Origin of the sequence: Homoserinimonas sedimenticola (genome assembly GCF_026094475.1) — a bacterium.
Lineage (GTDB): Bacteria > Actinomycetota > Actinomycetes > Actinomycetales > Microbacteriaceae > Homoserinimonas > Homoserinimonas sedimenticola.
This window is the reverse complement of the sequence record NZ_JAPELL010000001.1, coordinates 171,048-186,481: the sequence shown is the minus strand read 5'-3', so window position 1 is coordinate 186,481 and position 15,434 is coordinate 171,048. Positions and strand designations below refer to the sequence as shown.

The following is a 15,434-nucleotide window of genomic DNA, read 5'->3' as shown; positions in this document are numbered from 1 at the left end:
TCTAGCGAGGCGCCGCTCGCGCCCCCGCGTCAGGCGCGCAGCGCGCTCCACCCGCGCACCAGCTCGAGGAAGCGCGCATGGAAGCGGTGGTCATCAGTGACCTCGGGATGGAAGGACGTGCCCATGAGGTTGCCCTGGCGCACGGCGACGACTCGACCATCGTCGAGCGACCCCAGCACGGTCACACCCTTGCCCACCTCAGTGACGACGGGGGCCCGGATGAAGACCGCATGCACGGGCGGATCGCCAAGCTCCGGCACCGCGATGTCACTCTCGAAGGAGTCAGCCTGGCTACCGAAGGCGTTTCGGCGCACGGCGACATCGATGCCTCCGAAGGAGCACTGTCCGGCGGCGGCGTCGAGAATGCGGTCGGCCAGCATGATGAGTCCCGCGCAGGTGCCGTAAACGGGCATCCTCATCCCGATGGCCTCCCTGATCGGTTCCGCGAGCCCGAAGCTTCGCGAGAGCTTGTCGATCACTGTCGACTCGCCACCCGGGATGACGAGCCCGTCAACGGCGGCCAGGTCCCTGGCCGTCCGCACAACTCGCGCGTCCGCCCCCAGCCCGTGCAGGACAGCGAGATGCTCGCGGAAGTCGCCCTGAAGAGCCAGGACTCCGACTGCGGGTGACGCAGCGCTCCCGCTACCAGCCACGCTCGGCGAGCCGGTGCGGCGCGGGCAGGTCGGCGACATTGATGCCGACCATCGCCTCCCCGAGGCCGCGCGACGTGTCGGCAATGACGGCAGGGTCGTCGTAGAAGGTGGTCGCCTTGACGATCGCTGCGGCCCGCTTCTCTGGGTTCCCCGACTTGAAGATGCCGGAGCCGACGAATACCCCGTCGGCTCCGAGCTGCATCATGAGCGCGGCATCCGCCGGGGTTGCGACGCCGCCCGCGGTAAAGAGGACGACGGGGAGGGTGCCCGTCTTGGCAACCTCGAGGACGAGGTCGTAGGGCGCCTGCAGCTCCTTCGCCGCGACATAGAGTTCGTCGTCGCTCATGGACGTGAGGCGTGCAATGTCGCGCTTGATAGTGCGGATGTGCTTGGTCGCCTCCGAGACATCCCCTGTGCCCGCCTCGCCCTTCGAGCGGATCATGGCGGCTCCCTCGTTGATCCGGCGCAGCGCCTCTCCCAGGTTCGTCGCCCCACACACGAAGGGCACCGTGAAGGGCCACTTGTCGATGTGGTTGACGTAGTCGGCCGGGCTCAGCACCTCCGACTCGTCGATGTAGTCGACACCGAGTGATTGCAGCACCTGCGCCTCGACGAAGTGCCCGATTCGCGCCTTCGCCATGACCGGGATAGAGACGGATGCGATGATCTCGTCGATGAGGCCGGGATCGCTCATCCGCGCCACGCCGCCCTGCGCGCGGATGTCCGCCGGAACCCTCTCGAGAGCCATGACGGCGACGGCACCCGCCCCCTCGGCGATGCGCGCCTGCTCGGCCGTCACAACATCCATGATGACGCCGCCCTTGAGCATCTCGGCGAGCCCTCGCTTGACCCGGGCAGTTCCGACCGCGGTTGACATAACAGCTCCTCTGTTTGACTTAGGCCAAACCGTAGCATGGCATGACCCATACACTGAACAGGTGACGATTCGAGACGCACGCCTGGGGACGAGCCCCATCACGGGCGAGTCTGCTGCGGAGATCGCTGAGAGCATCCGTACCCTGGTCGACCGCGGCATCCTCGCCCCAGGCGACGCACTCCCACCCGTCCGCGCCCTCGCGGAAGACCTCGGGGTCAACCGGAACACCGTCGTCGCCGCCTACCGGCTGCTCAGCCGGGCCGGCGCAGTAGAAACTCGCGGCCGTGGCGGAACTCGCATCGCGACGCGCGCCATTGTGCCGCTCGAGGGCTACGCGCCGGACTCGGTGCTCCGCGATGTCGCCAACGGCAACCCCGACCCGACGCTCATTCCAGACCTCTCCCCCGCCCTCGCAACGCTCGCCGGGCGCCCCGTACTGTACGGCGAGCCGACGATCGATCCGTCCCTCGAGCGGTGGGCTCGCGCGTGGATGGCAGAGGACCTGAGGCATCAAGAGGAACTGAGGCTCACCGTTACCGGCGGAGCAGTCGACGCCCTCGAACGGCTCTTCGCAGACGCACTGACTCGCGGTGACCTGGTCGGCCTCGAGGACCCCTGCTTCCTCTCGGCGCTGCGTACGGTCCATGTCGGCGGATACCGCCCGCATCCGATCCCGGTGGACGAGGAGGGCATGACGGTCGACGGCCTCCAAGCGGCACTCGAGGCCGGCGTCCGCGCAATTGTGTGCACACCACGCGCACACAACCCGACGGGCGCGAGCCTCACCCCGGAACGAGCCGCGGCGCTGCGGGAGGCACTCGCCGAGCATCCGCACATCCTCGTGATCGAGGACGACCACTTTTCGATGCTCTCCCGCCGCCCCTACGTCTCCATCATCGGCTCCGAGCACGAGCGCTGGGCGCTCATCCGCTCGGTCTCGAAGTTCCTGGGTCCTGACCTGTGCCTCGCGATCACAGCGAGCGATGCGAAGACCGCGGATCGGCTCGCGCAACGCCTGACGCCGGGATCGACATGGGTGAGCCACCTGCTGCAGCGGCTCGTCGTCGCGCTCGTCGACGACGCGGACGTCATGGCGGGAGTCGAACGCGCCGCCGAACACTACTCCGCGCGCAATGCCGCCTTCGCGGAGCACGCGCGCACTGCAGGACTCCCGTGCCGTCCCGGCGACGGGTTGAGCGTGTGGCTGCCGCTGCCCGCGCCCGCCCGCGCCGTCACCCAGCAGCTCATGCGCCGCGGCTGGCTGGTCCGTCCCGGCGACGAGTTTCTGCTCGCCGACGATTCGGCGGCTCACCACCTCCGCCTCACCGTCCACGATCTCGACGATGAAGATGCGCACCGGCTCGCGACGGACATCGCGGCCGCCGTCGAGACCGTCCTCCACACCGCCTGACCCGCCCTCAACCCACAGGAGCCCTCGTGAAGATCCTCTCCATCCAGTCCGCCGTCGCCTATGGCCATGTCGGCAATTCCGCCGCCGTCTTTCCGCTGCAGCGCATCGGAGTCGAGGTGTACCCGGTCTACACCGTCAACTTCTCCAACCACACCGGGTACGGCGCCTGGCGCGGACCCCTCATCGGCCCTGACGACGTCCGCGACGTCATCACAGGCATCGAGGAGCGCGGCGCGTTCGGCGACATCGACGTGGTGCTCTCCGGATATCAGGGCGGTGAGGGCATTGCGGACGTCATCCTCGACGCGGTGGCCCGTGTGAAGGCCGCGAACCCCACGGCTGTCTATGCATGTGACCCCGTTATGGGCAACGCGAAATCCGGATGCTTCGTGGCTCCCGCCATCCCGATCCTGCTTCGCGAGCGCGTCGTTCCGGCCGCCGACATCATCACGCCCAACCAGTTCGAGCTCGGCTTCCTCACCGAGACGGAGCCAAGCGATCTCGAGTCGACGCTGGCTTCCGTCGATGCGGCGCGTGCGATGGGTCCGAGCACTGTGCTCGTCACAAGCGTCGAGCGCCCCGAACGACCCGAGGGGACAATCGAGATGCTGGCTGTCGACGACAGGGGCGCATGGATCGTGCAAACGCCGCACATCCCCATGAAGGCCAACGGGTCGGGGGACGTCACTGCAGCGCTCTTCACGGCCCACTACCGGGAGACGGGTGACGTGGCTGCGGCCCTGGCCCGCACGACCTCAAGCGTCTTCGACCTGCTGCAGAACACCTACGACGGCGGCTCGCGCGAGCTGCTGCTCGTCGAGTCGCAGGAGGCCTACGCGCACCCTCGCCTACAGTTCGAGGTCACGCAGGTGCGCTGACGGGAGGATTCACGGCCAGGCGGCAGCGATCTCGTCGCGCACCTCGCCGAGAAGTCTCGGCACCGCCTTCGTCCGAGCGATGATGGGGAAGAAATTCGAGTCGAGGGCCCACCGCGGCACGATGTGCTGGTGCAGGTGCTCGGCGATGCCTGCGCCCGCAACCCTGCCCTGATTCATGCCGATGTTGAATCCGTCGCATGAGGAGGTCTTCCGCAGCACCTGCATCGCGGTCTGGGTGAGGCTTCCGATCTCGGCAATCTCGTCGGCGTTCGCCTCGTCATAGGTCGCGATGTGCCGGTACGGGCACACCAGCAGGTGGCCCGAGTTGTACGGGTACAGGTTCAGAAGCACGTAGGCGTGCGCGCCCCGGGCGACGATGAGCGACTTCTCGTCGTCCATTGTCGGCGCATTGCAGAAGGGGCAGTCGTGCGCCGCTGGCTGCTGTCCGTCCTCGATGTAGACGAGCCGGTGCGGTGTCCAGAGCCTCTGAAAGGCATCCCCGGATGCTGCGAAGCCTTCGGCACGCTCCGCGTCGATGTCCCCGAACTCGTCCGGAGTGTAGGAGGACATCAGACCTGCGCCTTGGTGGCGATCGCATCGAGGATGCGCGCGATCGCGTCATCCACCGGGATGCCGTTCTCCTGGCTGCCGTCGCGGAAGCGGAAGCTCACTGCTCCGTTCGCCCGGTCCTCCTCGCCCGCGATCAGCTGGAACGGCACCTTCGCCTTCGTGTGGTTTCGAATCTTCTTGGGCATCCGATCGGACGACAGGTCGACCTCGGCGCGCACGCCGCGCTGCCGGAGCCGAGCGATGACCTCCGAGAGGTACTCGTTGTACTCCTCCGCGACGGGGATGCCGACGACCTGCACGGGGGCGAGCCACACGGGGAACGCGCCCGCGTAGTGCTCGAGCAGGATGGCGAAGAAACGCTCGACCGACCCGAGCAGGGCTCGGTGGATCATGACGGGCTGCTGACGGCTGCCGTCCGCGGCCGTGTATTCGAGTTCGAAGAGCGCGGGCTGGTTGAAGTCGAGCTGCACGGTCGAGAGCTGCCAGGTGCGGCCGATAGCGTCGCGTGCCTGCACCGAGATCTTGGGCCCGTAGAAAGCCGCCCCACCCGGGTCGTTCACGAGCTCGAGACCCGACTCCGCGCCGACCTGTCGGAGTGTCTCCGTCGCCTCCTCCCACTGCTGGTCGGTGCCGACCGACTTCTCCGGGTCGCGCGTCGAGAGCTCGAGGTAGAAGTCGCTCAGCCCGTAGCCGCGGAGGGTCTCAAAGACGAAGTCGAGCTGGCGCTTGATCTCGTCCTTGACCTGCTCGGGCGTCACATAGATGTGGGCATCGTCCTGCGTCAGTCCACGCACGCGCGTCAGACCAGCGAGGGTGCCGCTCTTCTCGTAGCGATAGACCGTGCCGAACTCCGCGAGGCGGAGGGGCAGCTCGCGGTAACTGCGCCCGCGGGCACGGAAGATCAGGTTGTGGAAGGGGCAGTTCATGGGCTTCAGGTAGTAGTCCTGGCCCTGCCTCGTGATGTTGCCCTCGGCATCCCGCTCCTCATCGAGGTGCATAGCGGGGAACATGCCGTCCTTGTACCAGTTGAGGTGCTGGCTGGTCTCGAAGAGGTGACCCTTCGTGATGTGCGGGGTGTTTACGAGGTCGTAGTCGTGTGCGAGCAGCTGCTGCCGCATGTAGTTCTCGATCTCGTTGCGGATGATGCCGCCCTTCGGATGGAAGACCGCAAGTCCCGAACCGATCTCGTCCGGGAAGGAGAAGAGGTCCAGCTCCGAGCCGAGCTTGCGGTGGTCGCGCTTCGCTGCCTCCTCGAGGCGCGTCGTGTAGGCGCGCAGCTCGTCCTTGCTCGGCCAGGCGGTGCCGTAGACACGCTGGAGCTGCTTGTTCTTCTCTGAGCCACGCCAGTATGCGGCAGCGGTCCGCATGAGCTTCCAGCCGTTGCCGATCATGCGGGTGTTGGGCAGGTGCGGGCCGCGGCACAGGTCCTTCCACACCGTCTCGCCCGTCTTGGGGTCGACGTTGTCGTAGATCGTGAGCTCGCCGGCCCCGACTTCAACCGACTCGTTGTCGCCGCCCTCAGCAGCGGACCCCTTGAGCCCGATCAGTTCAAGCTTGTAGGGCTCGTGGGCGAGCTCCGCGCGAGCCTCATCGTCGGTGACGACCCGACGCACGAAACGTTGGCCCTGGCGGATGATTCGCTCCATCGCCTTCTCGAGCGCCTTGAGATCCTCGGGCGTGAAGGGCTCCGCAACGTCGAAGTCGTAATAGAAGCCGTCCGTGATGGGCGGGCCGATGCCAAGCTTCGCCTCGGGATTGATGGACTGCACCGCTTGCGCGGCCACGTGAGCGGCAGAGTGGCGCAGGATAGCGACACCGTCCTCCGAGTCGATGCGGACGGGCTCGACCTCATCGCCTTGAGTGACTGTGGCGGCCAGGTCCTTCAGTTCGCCGTTGACCCGCATGGCGACGATGTCGCGGTCGGTGAAGAGATCGAATCCTGACTGCTGGCTCATTCGCCCAAGTTTAGTGGCGCGCTGAAGGCCCACGTGGTCGCGAGGTCACTCGTTCGATTCGGCTTAACGAGCGAAGCCCCGGCGTGTACCGGGGCTTCATCTCTCTGTGGGCGATACTGGGATCGAACCAGCGCGAGCGCGAACAGGCGGTTGCGAGGTCACTGTTCGATCCAGAGAACACAAAAGCCCCGAATCACTTCGGGGCTTCGTGCTTCTTCTGTGGGCGATACTGGGATCGAACCAGCGCGAGCGCCGACAGGCGGTCGCGAGGTCACTCGTTCGATCCTCCAGAAACGAGAGAAGCCCCGGCGTGTACCGGGGCTTCATCTCTCTGTGGGCGATACTGGGATCGAACCAGTGACCTCTTCCGTGTCAGGGAAGCGCGCTACCGCTGCGCCAATCGCCCGGGGTGTTTGTGTTGCCGAGTGGAGGTGGCGACGGGATTCGAACCCGTGTGGACGGCTTTGCAGGCCGCTGCCTCGCCTCTCGGCCACGCCACCGTGGAGGGTTCCCACGTGCGTGAGACTTCACTCGAGCGGATGACGAGATTCGAACTCGCGACCCTCACCTTGGCAAGGTGATGCGCTACCACTGCGCCACATCCGCATTTGCTCGCATTTCTGCGTGCTGGATGACTCTAACCGATCTTCCGCGTCGACACCAAACCGAGCAGAGCCGGGCGCGTCGCGACGCACTGTGACGTGCATCCGTCGCCGCAAACGTGTGGCAAGATTGTCTTCACGGGCGATTGGCGCAGTTGGTAGCGCGCTTCCTTCACACGGAAGAGGTCATCAGTTCGAGTCTGGTATCGCCCACCAGTTCCCTTTGTTCTCCGGTCGGATTGTGCGCGTTCCGGTGTACGTTCTGCGCATGATGCAGAGAGGTCATGGCGTGGACGCGGAGACAGCGCGGGGTCCGCTTCGGATCACGCGCAGGCCAGACCGCTGATGCCCTCCCCCTCGATCGTCTGGTTTCGCGACGACCTCCGGTTGGCCGACAACCCCGCCCTGACGGCCGCTGCCACCAGGGACGAGACGCTTGTAGCGCTCTACATCCTCGACGAGGAGTCTCCTGGGTTCCGCCCGCTCGGTGGAGCTGCGCGCTGGTGGCTGCATGGTTCGCTCGCCTCGCTGGCGGAGCGACTGGATGCCCGTGGTGTGCAACTTGTGCTCCGCAGGGGTAGCGCGGCACGTGTCATTCCCGAGCTCGCGAAGGAACTCGGCGCCGGCGCTGTCTTCTGGAACCGCCGCTACAGTGATCCGGAGCGCACCATCGATGCGGGGATCAAGGCCGATCTTCGGGACTCGGGCGTCGAGGCAGTGTCCTTCGCAGCGTCGCTGTTGTTCGAGCCATGGACTGTGACGACAGGGGCAGGTACGCCGTACTCGGTGTTCACACCCTTCTGGCGCGCGTGCCTGGGGATGCCGGCGCCCCGTGCTCCCCTGCCGGAGCCGGAGGAGCTGCGCGGCCTGGTGGCGGGCGCCGTGGCATCCGATGCCCTCGACGGTTGGGAACTGCTGCCGACCCGACCCGACTGGGCTGCGGGCCTGCGCGAGACGTGGCGGCCGGGCGAGCCTGCCGCCGTCGAACGACTGGAGACTTTTCTCGAGGAGGACGTGGCAGCCTACGAGCGCGCACGTGACGAGCCGTCCGCTGGCGCGACATCGCTCCTGTCGCCGCGGCTGCGCTGGGGCGAGCTGAGTCCGTTCACGGTCTGGCACTCGGCACTCGCGACAGGCGGCACGGGCGGGTTCCTCTCCGAACTCGGGTGGCGGGAGTTCGCGTGGCACACCCTGTTCCGCTTCCCCGAGCTCGCGACGCGCAACCTGCGCTCCGAGTTCGACGCGTTCCCCTGGCCGCCTATCGACGAGGATCACCTCAGTGCCTGGCAGCGGGGGCGCACGGGCGTCCCCCTGGTCGATGCGGGCATGCGCGAGCTCTGGCACACGGGTTACATGCACAACCGCGTGCGGATGGTCGCGGCATCCTTCCTCGTGAAGAACCTGCTCATCGACTGGCGCGTCGGCGAGGAGTGGTTCTGGGACACGCTGGTCGACGCGGATGCCGCAAGCAACGCCTTCAACTGGCAGTGGGTGGCGGGCTCCGGCGCCGACGCCGCCCCCTACTTCCGAGTCTTCAATCCTGCCCTGCAGGCCAAGAAGTTCGACGCGCACGGCCTCTACATCGCCCAGTGGGCACCGGACTCCCCCGCTGAGCCGATCGTCGACCTGCGCGAGAGCCGCGCGGCGGCGCTCGAGGCATATGAGCGCGTCAGGCTGAGGGCTCGCTAGCGGAGGCCGCTCCGGTGCCTCCGCGGCCGATCAGGCCGCCCACGGCTCCCAGCGCTGCGGGAACCACGATGGCGACCGCGACGAGGACGAGTTGTGCGATGACCGCTGTCGGTTGCCCCGTGAAGAAGAAGCCCGAGCGCACATCGAGGACCCCCACAGCCAACAGCCCGATGAGTGCCCCCATGCCTGTCGGGCGAATCCACGACCGCGGCCGGACCACACCCCCTCGCGCTCCACTCATAACGGCAACGATCCCGGCGGCGAAACCAACGCTGAGGGCCGCCGCTGGGGGGATCCCGGATGCCGCGGCCGACGCCGCCGCGAGGCCCGCAAGTAGCCCGCCAAGTGGGTCATTGCGGTGGCGCGCGCGGAGGCCTGCCACGAGCGTGGCGCCGCCGAGGCCGCCCAGGGCCGACAGCAGAACGTTACCGACGAGGGCAGCTGTGAAGACAGTCAGTCGCCCCTCGAGGGCGACGATCCACGCACACCATGCTGCGACGAGAGCGACGGCTCCGACGACAGCCCGCCAGCCCGCCCGCTCGCGGATGGGAGGCGTGGGCGCTGGTGAGGCGGAGACTCTGATCGCCGTCGAGGCATAGACGGCGAGGGACAGGTGCAGTGCGGCGGCGCCGGCGAAGTCCATCGCGTCCGAGAGAGACAGTGGATCGGGAATGCGCGACGCCTGCGCGAGGACGAGGGGCACGAGACATCCGGCGAACCAAATTGCGGCGATGATGAACACCCGCGGACTCGGAGGGAAAAGCATCGCGATGACCCCGGCAGCGGCGACCCCCATGAGGAGGAGCAACACGACATGGTCGATCACTCCCCCATAGTGCCCTGCGGCAGCCGCAGCGATGCTCCAGCGACCACACGACGCGCCGCCGCGACACGCGAAAGCGGGGGTGCCGCCGTGTGGCAGCACCCCCGCGGGAAATCGAACGATCAGGCGTTCTCGAGCGCGTAGCCCTCCTCGCCGTGAACGATCGTGTCGATGCCTGCGATCTCGTCCTCGTTCTTGACGCGGAAGCCGAGCGTCTTCTCGATGGCGAAGCCGAGGATCATGGCGACCACGAAGGAGTAGATCAGGACACCGAGTGCCGCGACGACCTGCACGATCAGCTGACCGGCGTCACCCCCCGTGAAGAGGCCGGTGTCGATCGCGAAGAAGCCGAGGTAGATCGTGCCGATGAGGCCACCGACGAGGTGAATGCCGACGACGTCGAGCGAGTCGTCGAAGCCGAGCTTGAACTTGAGCTCGATCGCGAGGGCACAGACGGCACCGGCGACGACACCGAGCACGAGGGCCCAGATTGGGTCGAGGTTGGCACAGGCCGGGGTGATCGCAACGAGACCGGAGACGGCACCTGAGGCGGCGCCCACCGCGGTAGCCTTGCCGTCCTTGAGCTTCTCGACGATGGCCCAGCCAAGAATGGCGGCCGCGGTCGCGCCGAGCGTGTTGACTGCAATAAGGCCGACATTCGCCATGCCGTTGAGGAACTCGGCTCCGGCGTTGAAACCGAACCAGCCGAACCAGAGCACGGAGGCGCCGAGCAGGACGAGCGGCACGTTGTGCGGCTTGTGCGCGCCCTTCTGGAAGACGACGCGCTTGCCGAGGACCAGCGCGAGGGCCAGGGCAGCAGCGCCCGCGTTGATGTGCACCGCCGTTCCACCGGCGTAGTCGATCACGGCCGGCATGCCCTCCATGATCGAGTCACCGATGCTGAGGATCCAACCGCCACCCCAGACCCACGCGGCGACGGGGAAGTATACGAGCGTCGCCCAGATGCCCGCGAAGAGCATCCACGAGCCGAACTTCGCCCGGTCGGCGATCGCACCGGAGATGAGGGCGACCGTGATGATGGCGAAGGTCGATCCGAAGACTGCCCCGATGAGCCCGTCGTTGTCGAGACCCGCGAGAGCGAAGTTCTCCCCGAAGGGGTTGCCCGAGAATGCCCACGGGCCGGTAGTGGCCGACATGTTGAATCCGTAAAGGATCCACAGCACGCCGATGAGCGCCATCGAGCCGAAGCTCATCATCATCATGCTCACGACGCTCTTGGCCTTGACCAAGCCGCCGTAGAACAGTGCGACGCCTGGTGTCATGAACAGCACCAGGGCAGTGGCCACGAGGGCCCAAGTCAGTTCGCCGGTGTCCATAGGTATTTGCCTATTGCCTCTCTCGATTCGGGATGGACCGCACGTCCACCGCCCGGGGCGGTACGACGCTTTCGGTACGTGGCCCAGTTTCGTGAGGCACTGTTTCGGCGGGACTGTTGCCGAGTTTCGCGAATGTTACGCGAATCGCGCGAAGGTAAACACCGTGTTTCCCGGCCCCTCGCATTGGCTGCGAATACGCCGCGCAGAGCCGCAGTTTCGACCTATTCCCTCTGGTCGGATGTGAGAGCGATGAGACGTGACACGGCGCGGAGGTACTTCTTGCGGTAGCCGCCGGACAGCATCTCCTCGGGGAAGACCTCGTCGAGGGCGGTTCCGCTCGCGACGACCCGCACCTGCGCGTCATAGAGACGGTCCACGAAGGCGACGAAGCGCAGGGCATCCGTCTGGCTCGTAAAGGGGTGCACGTCGAGAAGGCCAAGGCCGACAAGCCCCTCGACCACCTTGACGTAGCGCGAGGGATGGACCGTGCCGAGGAAGCCCAGGACTGCGTCGAAATCGTCGACGGTGGTGTCGCCGCCCAGCGCCGCCAGACGCTCCCGCACCTCAGCCGGCTCTGTCGTGACTGCGTGGCCGGAGTTCTCGCGATGACGGTAGTCGACCCCGTCGACACGAATGGTCGTGAACTGGCCCGCCAGCGCATCGATTTCGCGAAGGAAGTCCTGTGCGGCGAAACGCCCTTCACCGAGCGCATTCGGCGGCGTGTTGGATGTTGCAGCGATCCGTGAGCCCGAGGCGACAAGTTCTCCGAGGAGCCGAGCCATCAGCCGGGTGTCTCCGGGGTCATCGAGTTCGAACTCATCGATGCAGAGAAGGGACGCGCCCTTGAGCGCCTTGACCGTGTCCGCGTAGCCGAGGGCGCCGACCAGCGCCGTGTACTCGATGAACGTGCCGAAGTACTTGCGTCCGCGAGCAAGATGCCACAGGGACGCGAGCAGATGGGTTTTGCCCACGCCGAATCCGCCGTCAAGGTAGATTCCTGGCCGCACCTCCTCGCTGGGCTTGCGTCGCGAGAAGAGACCGCCCCGGCGCGGAGCAGCGCCGCTGGCGAAGATCCGCACTGCCTCGACTGCCTCCGCCTGCGAGGGAAAGTCCGGATCAGGGCGGTAGTTATCGAGCGATGCCGACATGAACTGACGCGGCGGCACCAGATGCTCGACCATCTCGCGGCCGGAGAGTCGGTCATCGCGGTTGAGGAGGCTCGTGGGAGCCGACGTGGCGGAGCTGGGCTTTTCTGGGGTCACGCGAGGCCTGTCCATTCGTGGTGCGCCGCATCGTTGCCGCCAAGGTCACGCCCGCGCGCGGACGCCGTGTCGAAGTCTTACGACCGGCTGCAACACCCTCGGCGGAGCGCCTACAGTCTTCAGTGGGAGTGAAACCCATGTTAACCCGCGGGTCGGCGGCAGGATGTCGCGGCTCCTGGCACCACGGAGGCAGCAATGACCGTCACGAGCGACGACAGCGCGAGATTCGCCGAGTACGCACACCCGGAGCGTCTCGTCAGCACCGAGTGGCTCGCCGAGCATCTGCACGACGAAGGATTGGTCGTCGTCGAATCCGATGAAGACGTGCTGCTCTACGAGACCGGGCACATTCCGGGGGCAGTCAAGATCGACTGGCACCTCGACCTCAACGACCCCGTGCAACGGGACTACGTCGACGGAGAGGGCTTCGCACGCCTCATGGGCGAGCGCGGCATCAGCCGCGATAGCACCGTCATCATCTATGGCGACAAGAGCAACTGGTGGGCGGCTTACGCTCTCTGGGTGTTCACCCTCTTCGGACACGAGGACGTACGCCTTCTCGACGGCGGCCGGGCGAAGTGGGAGGCCGAGGGCCGCGAGTACACGACAGAGGTTCCCACTCGCGTCAAGACCGACTACCCCGTTGTTGAACGTCAGGACGAGGCCATCCGGGCGTTCAAGGATGACGTTTTGCTCCACTTCGGCAAGCCACTCATCGACGTGCGCTCTCCCGAGGAGTACTCGGGCGAACGGACGACGGCTCCCGCGTATCCCGAGGAATCGGCGTTGCGGGCCGGCCACATTCCCACCGCTGTCAGCGTTCCATGGGGCCGCGCTGCAGCGGAGGATGGCACCTTCCGCTCGCGGGCGGAGTTGGAGGCCCTCTACTTTGACGAGGCTGGCATCGTCCCCGACGACGAGGTCGTGGCCTACTGCCGTATCGGTGAGCGTTCGAGCCACACCTGGTTCGTTCTCACGCACCTCCTCGGCCTCGAAAAGGTGCGCAACTATGACGGTTCCTGGACCGAATGGGGTTCCGCCGTTCGAGTTCCCATCGTGACCGGCTCCGAGCCGGGTGAGGATCCGCGCCGCTGAGACGAGCAGGTCGCATCCAGCGCCCGGTGCGATACTCGGGGGGATGACTGAAACACCCCTGCCCGAGGCGCTCGCCGACATCCGCGAAGAGTTTCTCTCGGTCGGAGAGAAGGAGCGGCTCACTCTTCTGCTCGAGTTTGCAGAAGAACTGCCGGACCTTCCCGAGCGCTATGCCGATCATCCTGACCTTCTGGAGCGCGTGGAGGAATGTCAGGCTCCCGTCTTCCTCTTCACGGAGATCATCGACGGCATCGTGCACCTTCACGTGACAGCACCGAAGGAGGCTCCGACGACGCGCGGATTCGCCTCGATCCTCGTGCAGGGACTCGAGGGTCTGACGCCTGCCGAAGTGCTGAACGTACCCGACGACTACCCCCAGACGATAGGTCTCGCGCGAGCCATCAGCCCGCTTCGCCTGCGGGGAATGTCCGCTCTGCTGGCGCGCGTGAAACGTCAGGTCAGGGAGCGGAACGCCGCCTGACCCGGGACTCGAGCCAGGCCGTGATCATGCCCACCCACCGCTCCGGGTCGGAGTTCCACACGCGCGTGTGACCGGCACCCTCGATCTCGGGAAAGTCGACGATGTCGGGGCGCGCCTCGGCGAGAGCGCGTGACGCCGCGTTCGGCACGAAGCGATCCCCCGAGTTGTGGAGGATCAGCATGGGCACCCGCAGCTCCATCGCTCGCGTGACGAAGTCAAGCCTGCGGAGGTCGATTGGCTCGGACTGACCCGTGAGAAGCCTGCCCCACGGCCGCGACAGGATGCGGTAGACGGAGGTCGTCACCAGTCGGGGGATCCGCAGCATCCCTGCTTGATGGTCGAGGGCGGTCACCCAGTCGACGACGGGTGACTCGAGCACCACGCCCCGGACGACGTGTGCGAGCTTGGAGCGGGAGACCGTCTGCAGAACGGTGGCCCCACCCATCGACCACCCCATCAAAACGACATCCTTCGCCCCGTGGTCGAGTGCGTAGCGCAAAGCCGCCTCCACATCGAGCCACTCGACGTCGCCGAGTGCGTAGAGTCCGTCTTCGCTGCGCGGCGCCACCCCGTCGTTGCGGTAGGAGATGAGGAGCGAGGTGAAGCCGGCGCCACGGAAGACGGGAATCGCACGGATCCCCTCGCGGCGGTCGACAGCGCGCCCATGAACCTGAACCACCCAGCGGTCCGTGGGGTCGGGCGGGTCGATCCGCCAGGCGGGAGCGGGCCCCACCGTCGTGGGCACGACCACCTCCTCGTACTCGAAGCCGAGCTCGGACGGGTCGCGGTAGTACCACCCGGAAATGCGGCACCGGGCTCCCGGGCGCGGGTTCCCCTCCTCCAGCGCGACAAGCTCGCGGGTCACACTGCCCACATCCTGCCGCACGATGGTGCCGATCTTGGCATAGCCCGAGTCCCGGTCGAACCACAGCCCGTAGCGGCCGTCCACCCGGGATTCAGGATGCGCCGTAAGGGTAATACGCCCGTTCTCCCGGTCCACGGAGACGATTCGCATATCCTGCGTCGCTCGGCGCGGAGGCGTCACAACACGGCGCGCGACCATCAAGGTTGTTCCCGCGAGGACCGCGAGTGTCACCCCGCCGGCGACCGCGGCCCCGAGTCCCGCCCGGATGAGCCAGCGGCGCCCGGGCGCGGCGTGCCTGCGTGCAAGCTTCACTCTTGAACTTTAGTCTTCACGTGTGCCGAATACAGACGCGGGCTCACTCCCGGCTCCCTTCCGTGAAGCCGTCGAGGCGATCCGTCGGGCGCGGTTCCGCTCCGAGCTCAGCGTCCAGGACATCCCGTCCCCCTCATCGGTCGCACCCCACTCGATCGCCCTCTCGGCGGATGTCACGCCGGCACGCCACGACGAGGACTCAGAGCTGGGCACGGGGCGTTTCGTGCTGCTGCACGACCCCGAGGGTCAGGATGCCTGGGACGGCCAGTTTCGGGTCGTCTGCTTCGTGCAGGCTCCCCTTGAGACGGACATCGGCGTCGACCCTTTCCTCGCGGATGTCGCATGGTCGTGGCTCACCGACGCCCTCGACGCCCGGGGCGCCCGCTACTCTCGCGCGTCCGGAACCGCGACCAAGATCCTCTCCACCGGCTACGGCGAGCTCGCTGAGCAGGGCGACGGCGCGCAGATCGAGCTCCGAGCCTCCTGGACACCCCACGATGCGGATGTCACGGCGCATGTCGAAGGCTGGGGCGAGTTGCTCTGCATGCTCGCGGGCCTTCCCCCCGCGGAGGGCGTGAGGTCACTCACGACCCACAGGGCGGCTCGGCAATCATGACGAGGAGG

14 protein-coding genes and 4 tRNA genes are annotated in these 15,434 nt (G+C 66.7%); 7 read left to right on the top strand and 11 right to left on the bottom strand.

The genetic code is table 11. The annotated features are described in order from the left end of the window. Nucleotides 1-29: 29 nt before the first annotated feature. Nucleotides 30-692: a pyridoxal 5'-phosphate synthase glutaminase subunit PdxT gene (gene pdxT, locus OH146_RS00855; RefSeq protein ID WP_265156423.1), complete on the bottom strand. Its 663-nt coding sequence runs from the start codon at nt 690-692 to the stop codon at nt 30-32. Further along, nucleotides 643-1,530 carry a pyridoxal 5'-phosphate synthase lyase subunit PdxS gene (pdxS, locus tag OH146_RS00850; protein ID WP_265156421.1) on the bottom strand — a complete coding sequence of 296 codons (888 nt, stop codon included), beginning with the start codon at nt 1,528-1,530 and terminating at the stop codon, nt 643-645. Before pdxS ends, pdxT begins: the two co-directional genes overlap by 50 nt. Nucleotides 1,531-1,591: 61 nt before the next feature. On the opposite strand from pdxS, the gene OH146_RS00845 reads away from it, so the two are divergent. Both OH146_RS00845 and pdxY read left to right on the top strand, forming a co-directional pair. Next, nucleotides 1,592-2,941, top strand: coding sequence for an aminotransferase class I/II-fold pyridoxal phosphate-dependent enzyme (locus OH146_RS00845; protein WP_265156419.1), 1,350 nt, complete (start codon nt 1,592-1,594; stop codon nt 2,939-2,941). A 26-nt stretch (nt 2,942-2,967) separates the two neighbouring features. After that, nucleotides 2,968-3,819, top strand: a complete 852-nt coding sequence (gene pdxY, locus OH146_RS00840; RefSeq protein WP_265156417.1) for a pyridoxal kinase PdxY — start codon at nt 2,968-2,970, stop codon at nt 3,817-3,819. Between the two features lie 9 nt (nt 3,820-3,828). Here the strand turns inward: pdxY and OH146_RS00835 are convergent, their stop codons facing one another. The 5 genes from OH146_RS00835 to OH146_RS00815 form a co-directional block, all read right to left on the bottom strand. After that, nucleotides 3,829-4,389 (bottom strand): HIT family protein, encoded by a 561-nt coding sequence (locus tag OH146_RS00835; RefSeq protein WP_265156415.1) that lies wholly within the window; start codon nt 4,387-4,389, stop codon nt 3,829-3,831. Beyond that, entirely contained in the window at nt 4,389-6,344 is a 1,956-nt protein-coding gene (gene thrS / locus OH146_RS00830) for a threonine--tRNA ligase (protein WP_265156413.1), read from the bottom strand. Before thrS ends, OH146_RS00835 begins: the two co-directional genes overlap by 1 nt. Nucleotides 6,345-6,678: 334 nt before the next feature. After that, nucleotides 6,679-6,750, bottom strand: a tRNA-Val gene (locus OH146_RS00825). Nucleotides 6,751-6,770: 20 nt separating this feature from the next. Beyond that, nucleotides 6,771-6,844, bottom strand: a tRNA-Cys gene (locus OH146_RS00820). 34 nt (nt 6,845-6,878) lie between these two features. After that, a tRNA-Gly gene (locus OH146_RS00815) sits at nt 6,879-6,950 on the bottom strand. Between the two features lie 136 nt (nt 6,951-7,086). On the opposite strand from OH146_RS00815, the gene OH146_RS00810 reads away from it, so the two are divergent. Together OH146_RS00810 and OH146_RS00805 are read left to right on the top strand one after the other, a co-directional pair. After that, nucleotides 7,087-7,162, top strand: a tRNA-Val gene (locus OH146_RS00810). A gap of 129 nt (nt 7,163-7,291) precedes the next feature. Beyond that, nucleotides 7,292-8,635 carry a cryptochrome/photolyase family protein gene (locus OH146_RS00805; RefSeq protein ID WP_265156411.1) on the top strand — a complete coding sequence of 448 codons (1,344 nt, stop codon included), beginning with the start codon at nt 7,292-7,294 and terminating at the stop codon, nt 8,633-8,635. Here OH146_RS00805 and OH146_RS00800 read toward each other — a convergent pair. From OH146_RS00800 to zapE, 3 genes are all read right to left on the bottom strand, one after another. Next, on the bottom strand, nt 8,616-9,461 hold the full coding sequence (locus tag OH146_RS00800; RefSeq protein ID WP_265156409.1) for a hypothetical protein: 846 nt from the start codon (nt 9,459-9,461) through the stop codon (nt 8,616-8,618). The two genes, OH146_RS00805 and OH146_RS00800, sit on opposite strands and share 20 nt — an antisense overlap. Nucleotides 9,462-9,580: 119 nt before the next feature. Then, nucleotides 9,581-10,795, bottom strand: coding sequence for an ammonium transporter (locus OH146_RS00795; RefSeq protein ID WP_265156407.1), 1,215 nt, complete (start codon nt 10,793-10,795; stop codon nt 9,581-9,583). Nucleotides 10,796-11,016: 221 nt separating this feature from the next. Continuing rightward, entirely contained in the window at nt 11,017-12,057 is a 1,041-nt protein-coding gene (zapE, locus tag OH146_RS00790; protein ID WP_265156405.1) for a cell division protein ZapE, read from the bottom strand. Between the two features lie 195 nt (nt 12,058-12,252). Here zapE and OH146_RS00785 point away from each other — a divergent pair, with 195 nt between their 5' ends. Together OH146_RS00785 and OH146_RS00780 are read left to right on the top strand one after the other, a co-directional pair. Next, nucleotides 12,253-13,152 carry a sulfurtransferase gene (locus OH146_RS00785; protein ID WP_265156403.1) on the top strand — a complete coding sequence of 300 codons (900 nt, stop codon included), beginning with the start codon at nt 12,253-12,255 and terminating at the stop codon, nt 13,150-13,152. Nucleotides 13,153-13,195: 43 nt separating this feature from the next. Beyond that, the gene (locus tag OH146_RS00780; RefSeq protein WP_265156401.1) at nt 13,196-13,633 is read left to right on the top strand and encodes a SufE family protein; all 438 of its coding nucleotides are present in this window, start codon (nt 13,196-13,198) and stop codon (nt 13,631-13,633) included. On the opposite strand, the gene OH146_RS00775 is transcribed toward OH146_RS00780, so the two are convergent. Then, nucleotides 13,611-14,810, bottom strand: a complete 1,200-nt coding sequence (locus OH146_RS00775; protein WP_265156399.1) for an alpha/beta hydrolase family protein — start codon at nt 14,808-14,810, stop codon at nt 13,611-13,613. The genes OH146_RS00780 and OH146_RS00775 overlap by 23 nt on opposite strands. A 22-nt stretch (nt 14,811-14,832) precedes the next feature. Here OH146_RS00775 and OH146_RS00770 point away from each other — a divergent pair, with 22 nt between their 5' ends. After that, nucleotides 14,833-15,426 (top strand): DUF3000 domain-containing protein, encoded by a 594-nt coding sequence (locus tag OH146_RS00770; RefSeq protein ID WP_265156397.1) that lies wholly within the window; start codon nt 14,833-14,835, stop codon nt 15,424-15,426. Nucleotides 15,427-15,434: the final 8 nt, after the last annotated feature.

What these genes read in the sequence shown, in the direction of transcription:
- pdxT (WP_265156423.1), bottom strand. Translation starts at nt 692, where the DNA reads ATGTCGCCGACCTGCCCGCGCCGCACCGGCTCGCCGAGCGTGGCTGGT.
- pdxS (WP_265156421.1), bottom strand. Translation starts at nt 1,530, where the DNA reads ATGTCAACCGCGGTCGGAACTGCCCGGGTCAAGCGAGGGCTCGCCGAG.
- OH146_RS00835 (WP_265156415.1), bottom strand. Translation starts at nt 4,389, where the DNA reads ATGTCCTCCTACACTCCGGACGAGTTCGGGGACATCGACGCGGAGCGT.
- thrS (WP_265156413.1), bottom strand. Translation starts at nt 6,344, where the DNA reads ATGAGCCAGCAGTCAGGATTCGATCTCTTCACCGACCGCGACATCGTC.
- OH146_RS00805 (WP_265156411.1), top strand. Translation starts at nt 7,292, where the DNA reads ATGCCCTCCCCCTCGATCGTCTGGTTTCGCGACGACCTCCGGTTGGCC.
- OH146_RS00795 (WP_265156407.1), bottom strand. Translation starts at nt 10,795, where the DNA reads ATGGACACCGGCGAACTGACTTGGGCCCTCGTGGCCACTGCCCTGGTG.
- OH146_RS00785 (WP_265156403.1), top strand. Translation starts at nt 12,253, where the DNA reads ATGACCGTCACGAGCGACGACAGCGCGAGATTCGCCGAGTACGCACAC.
- OH146_RS00780 (WP_265156401.1), top strand. Translation starts at nt 13,196, where the DNA reads ATGACTGAAACACCCCTGCCCGAGGCGCTCGCCGACATCCGCGAAGAG.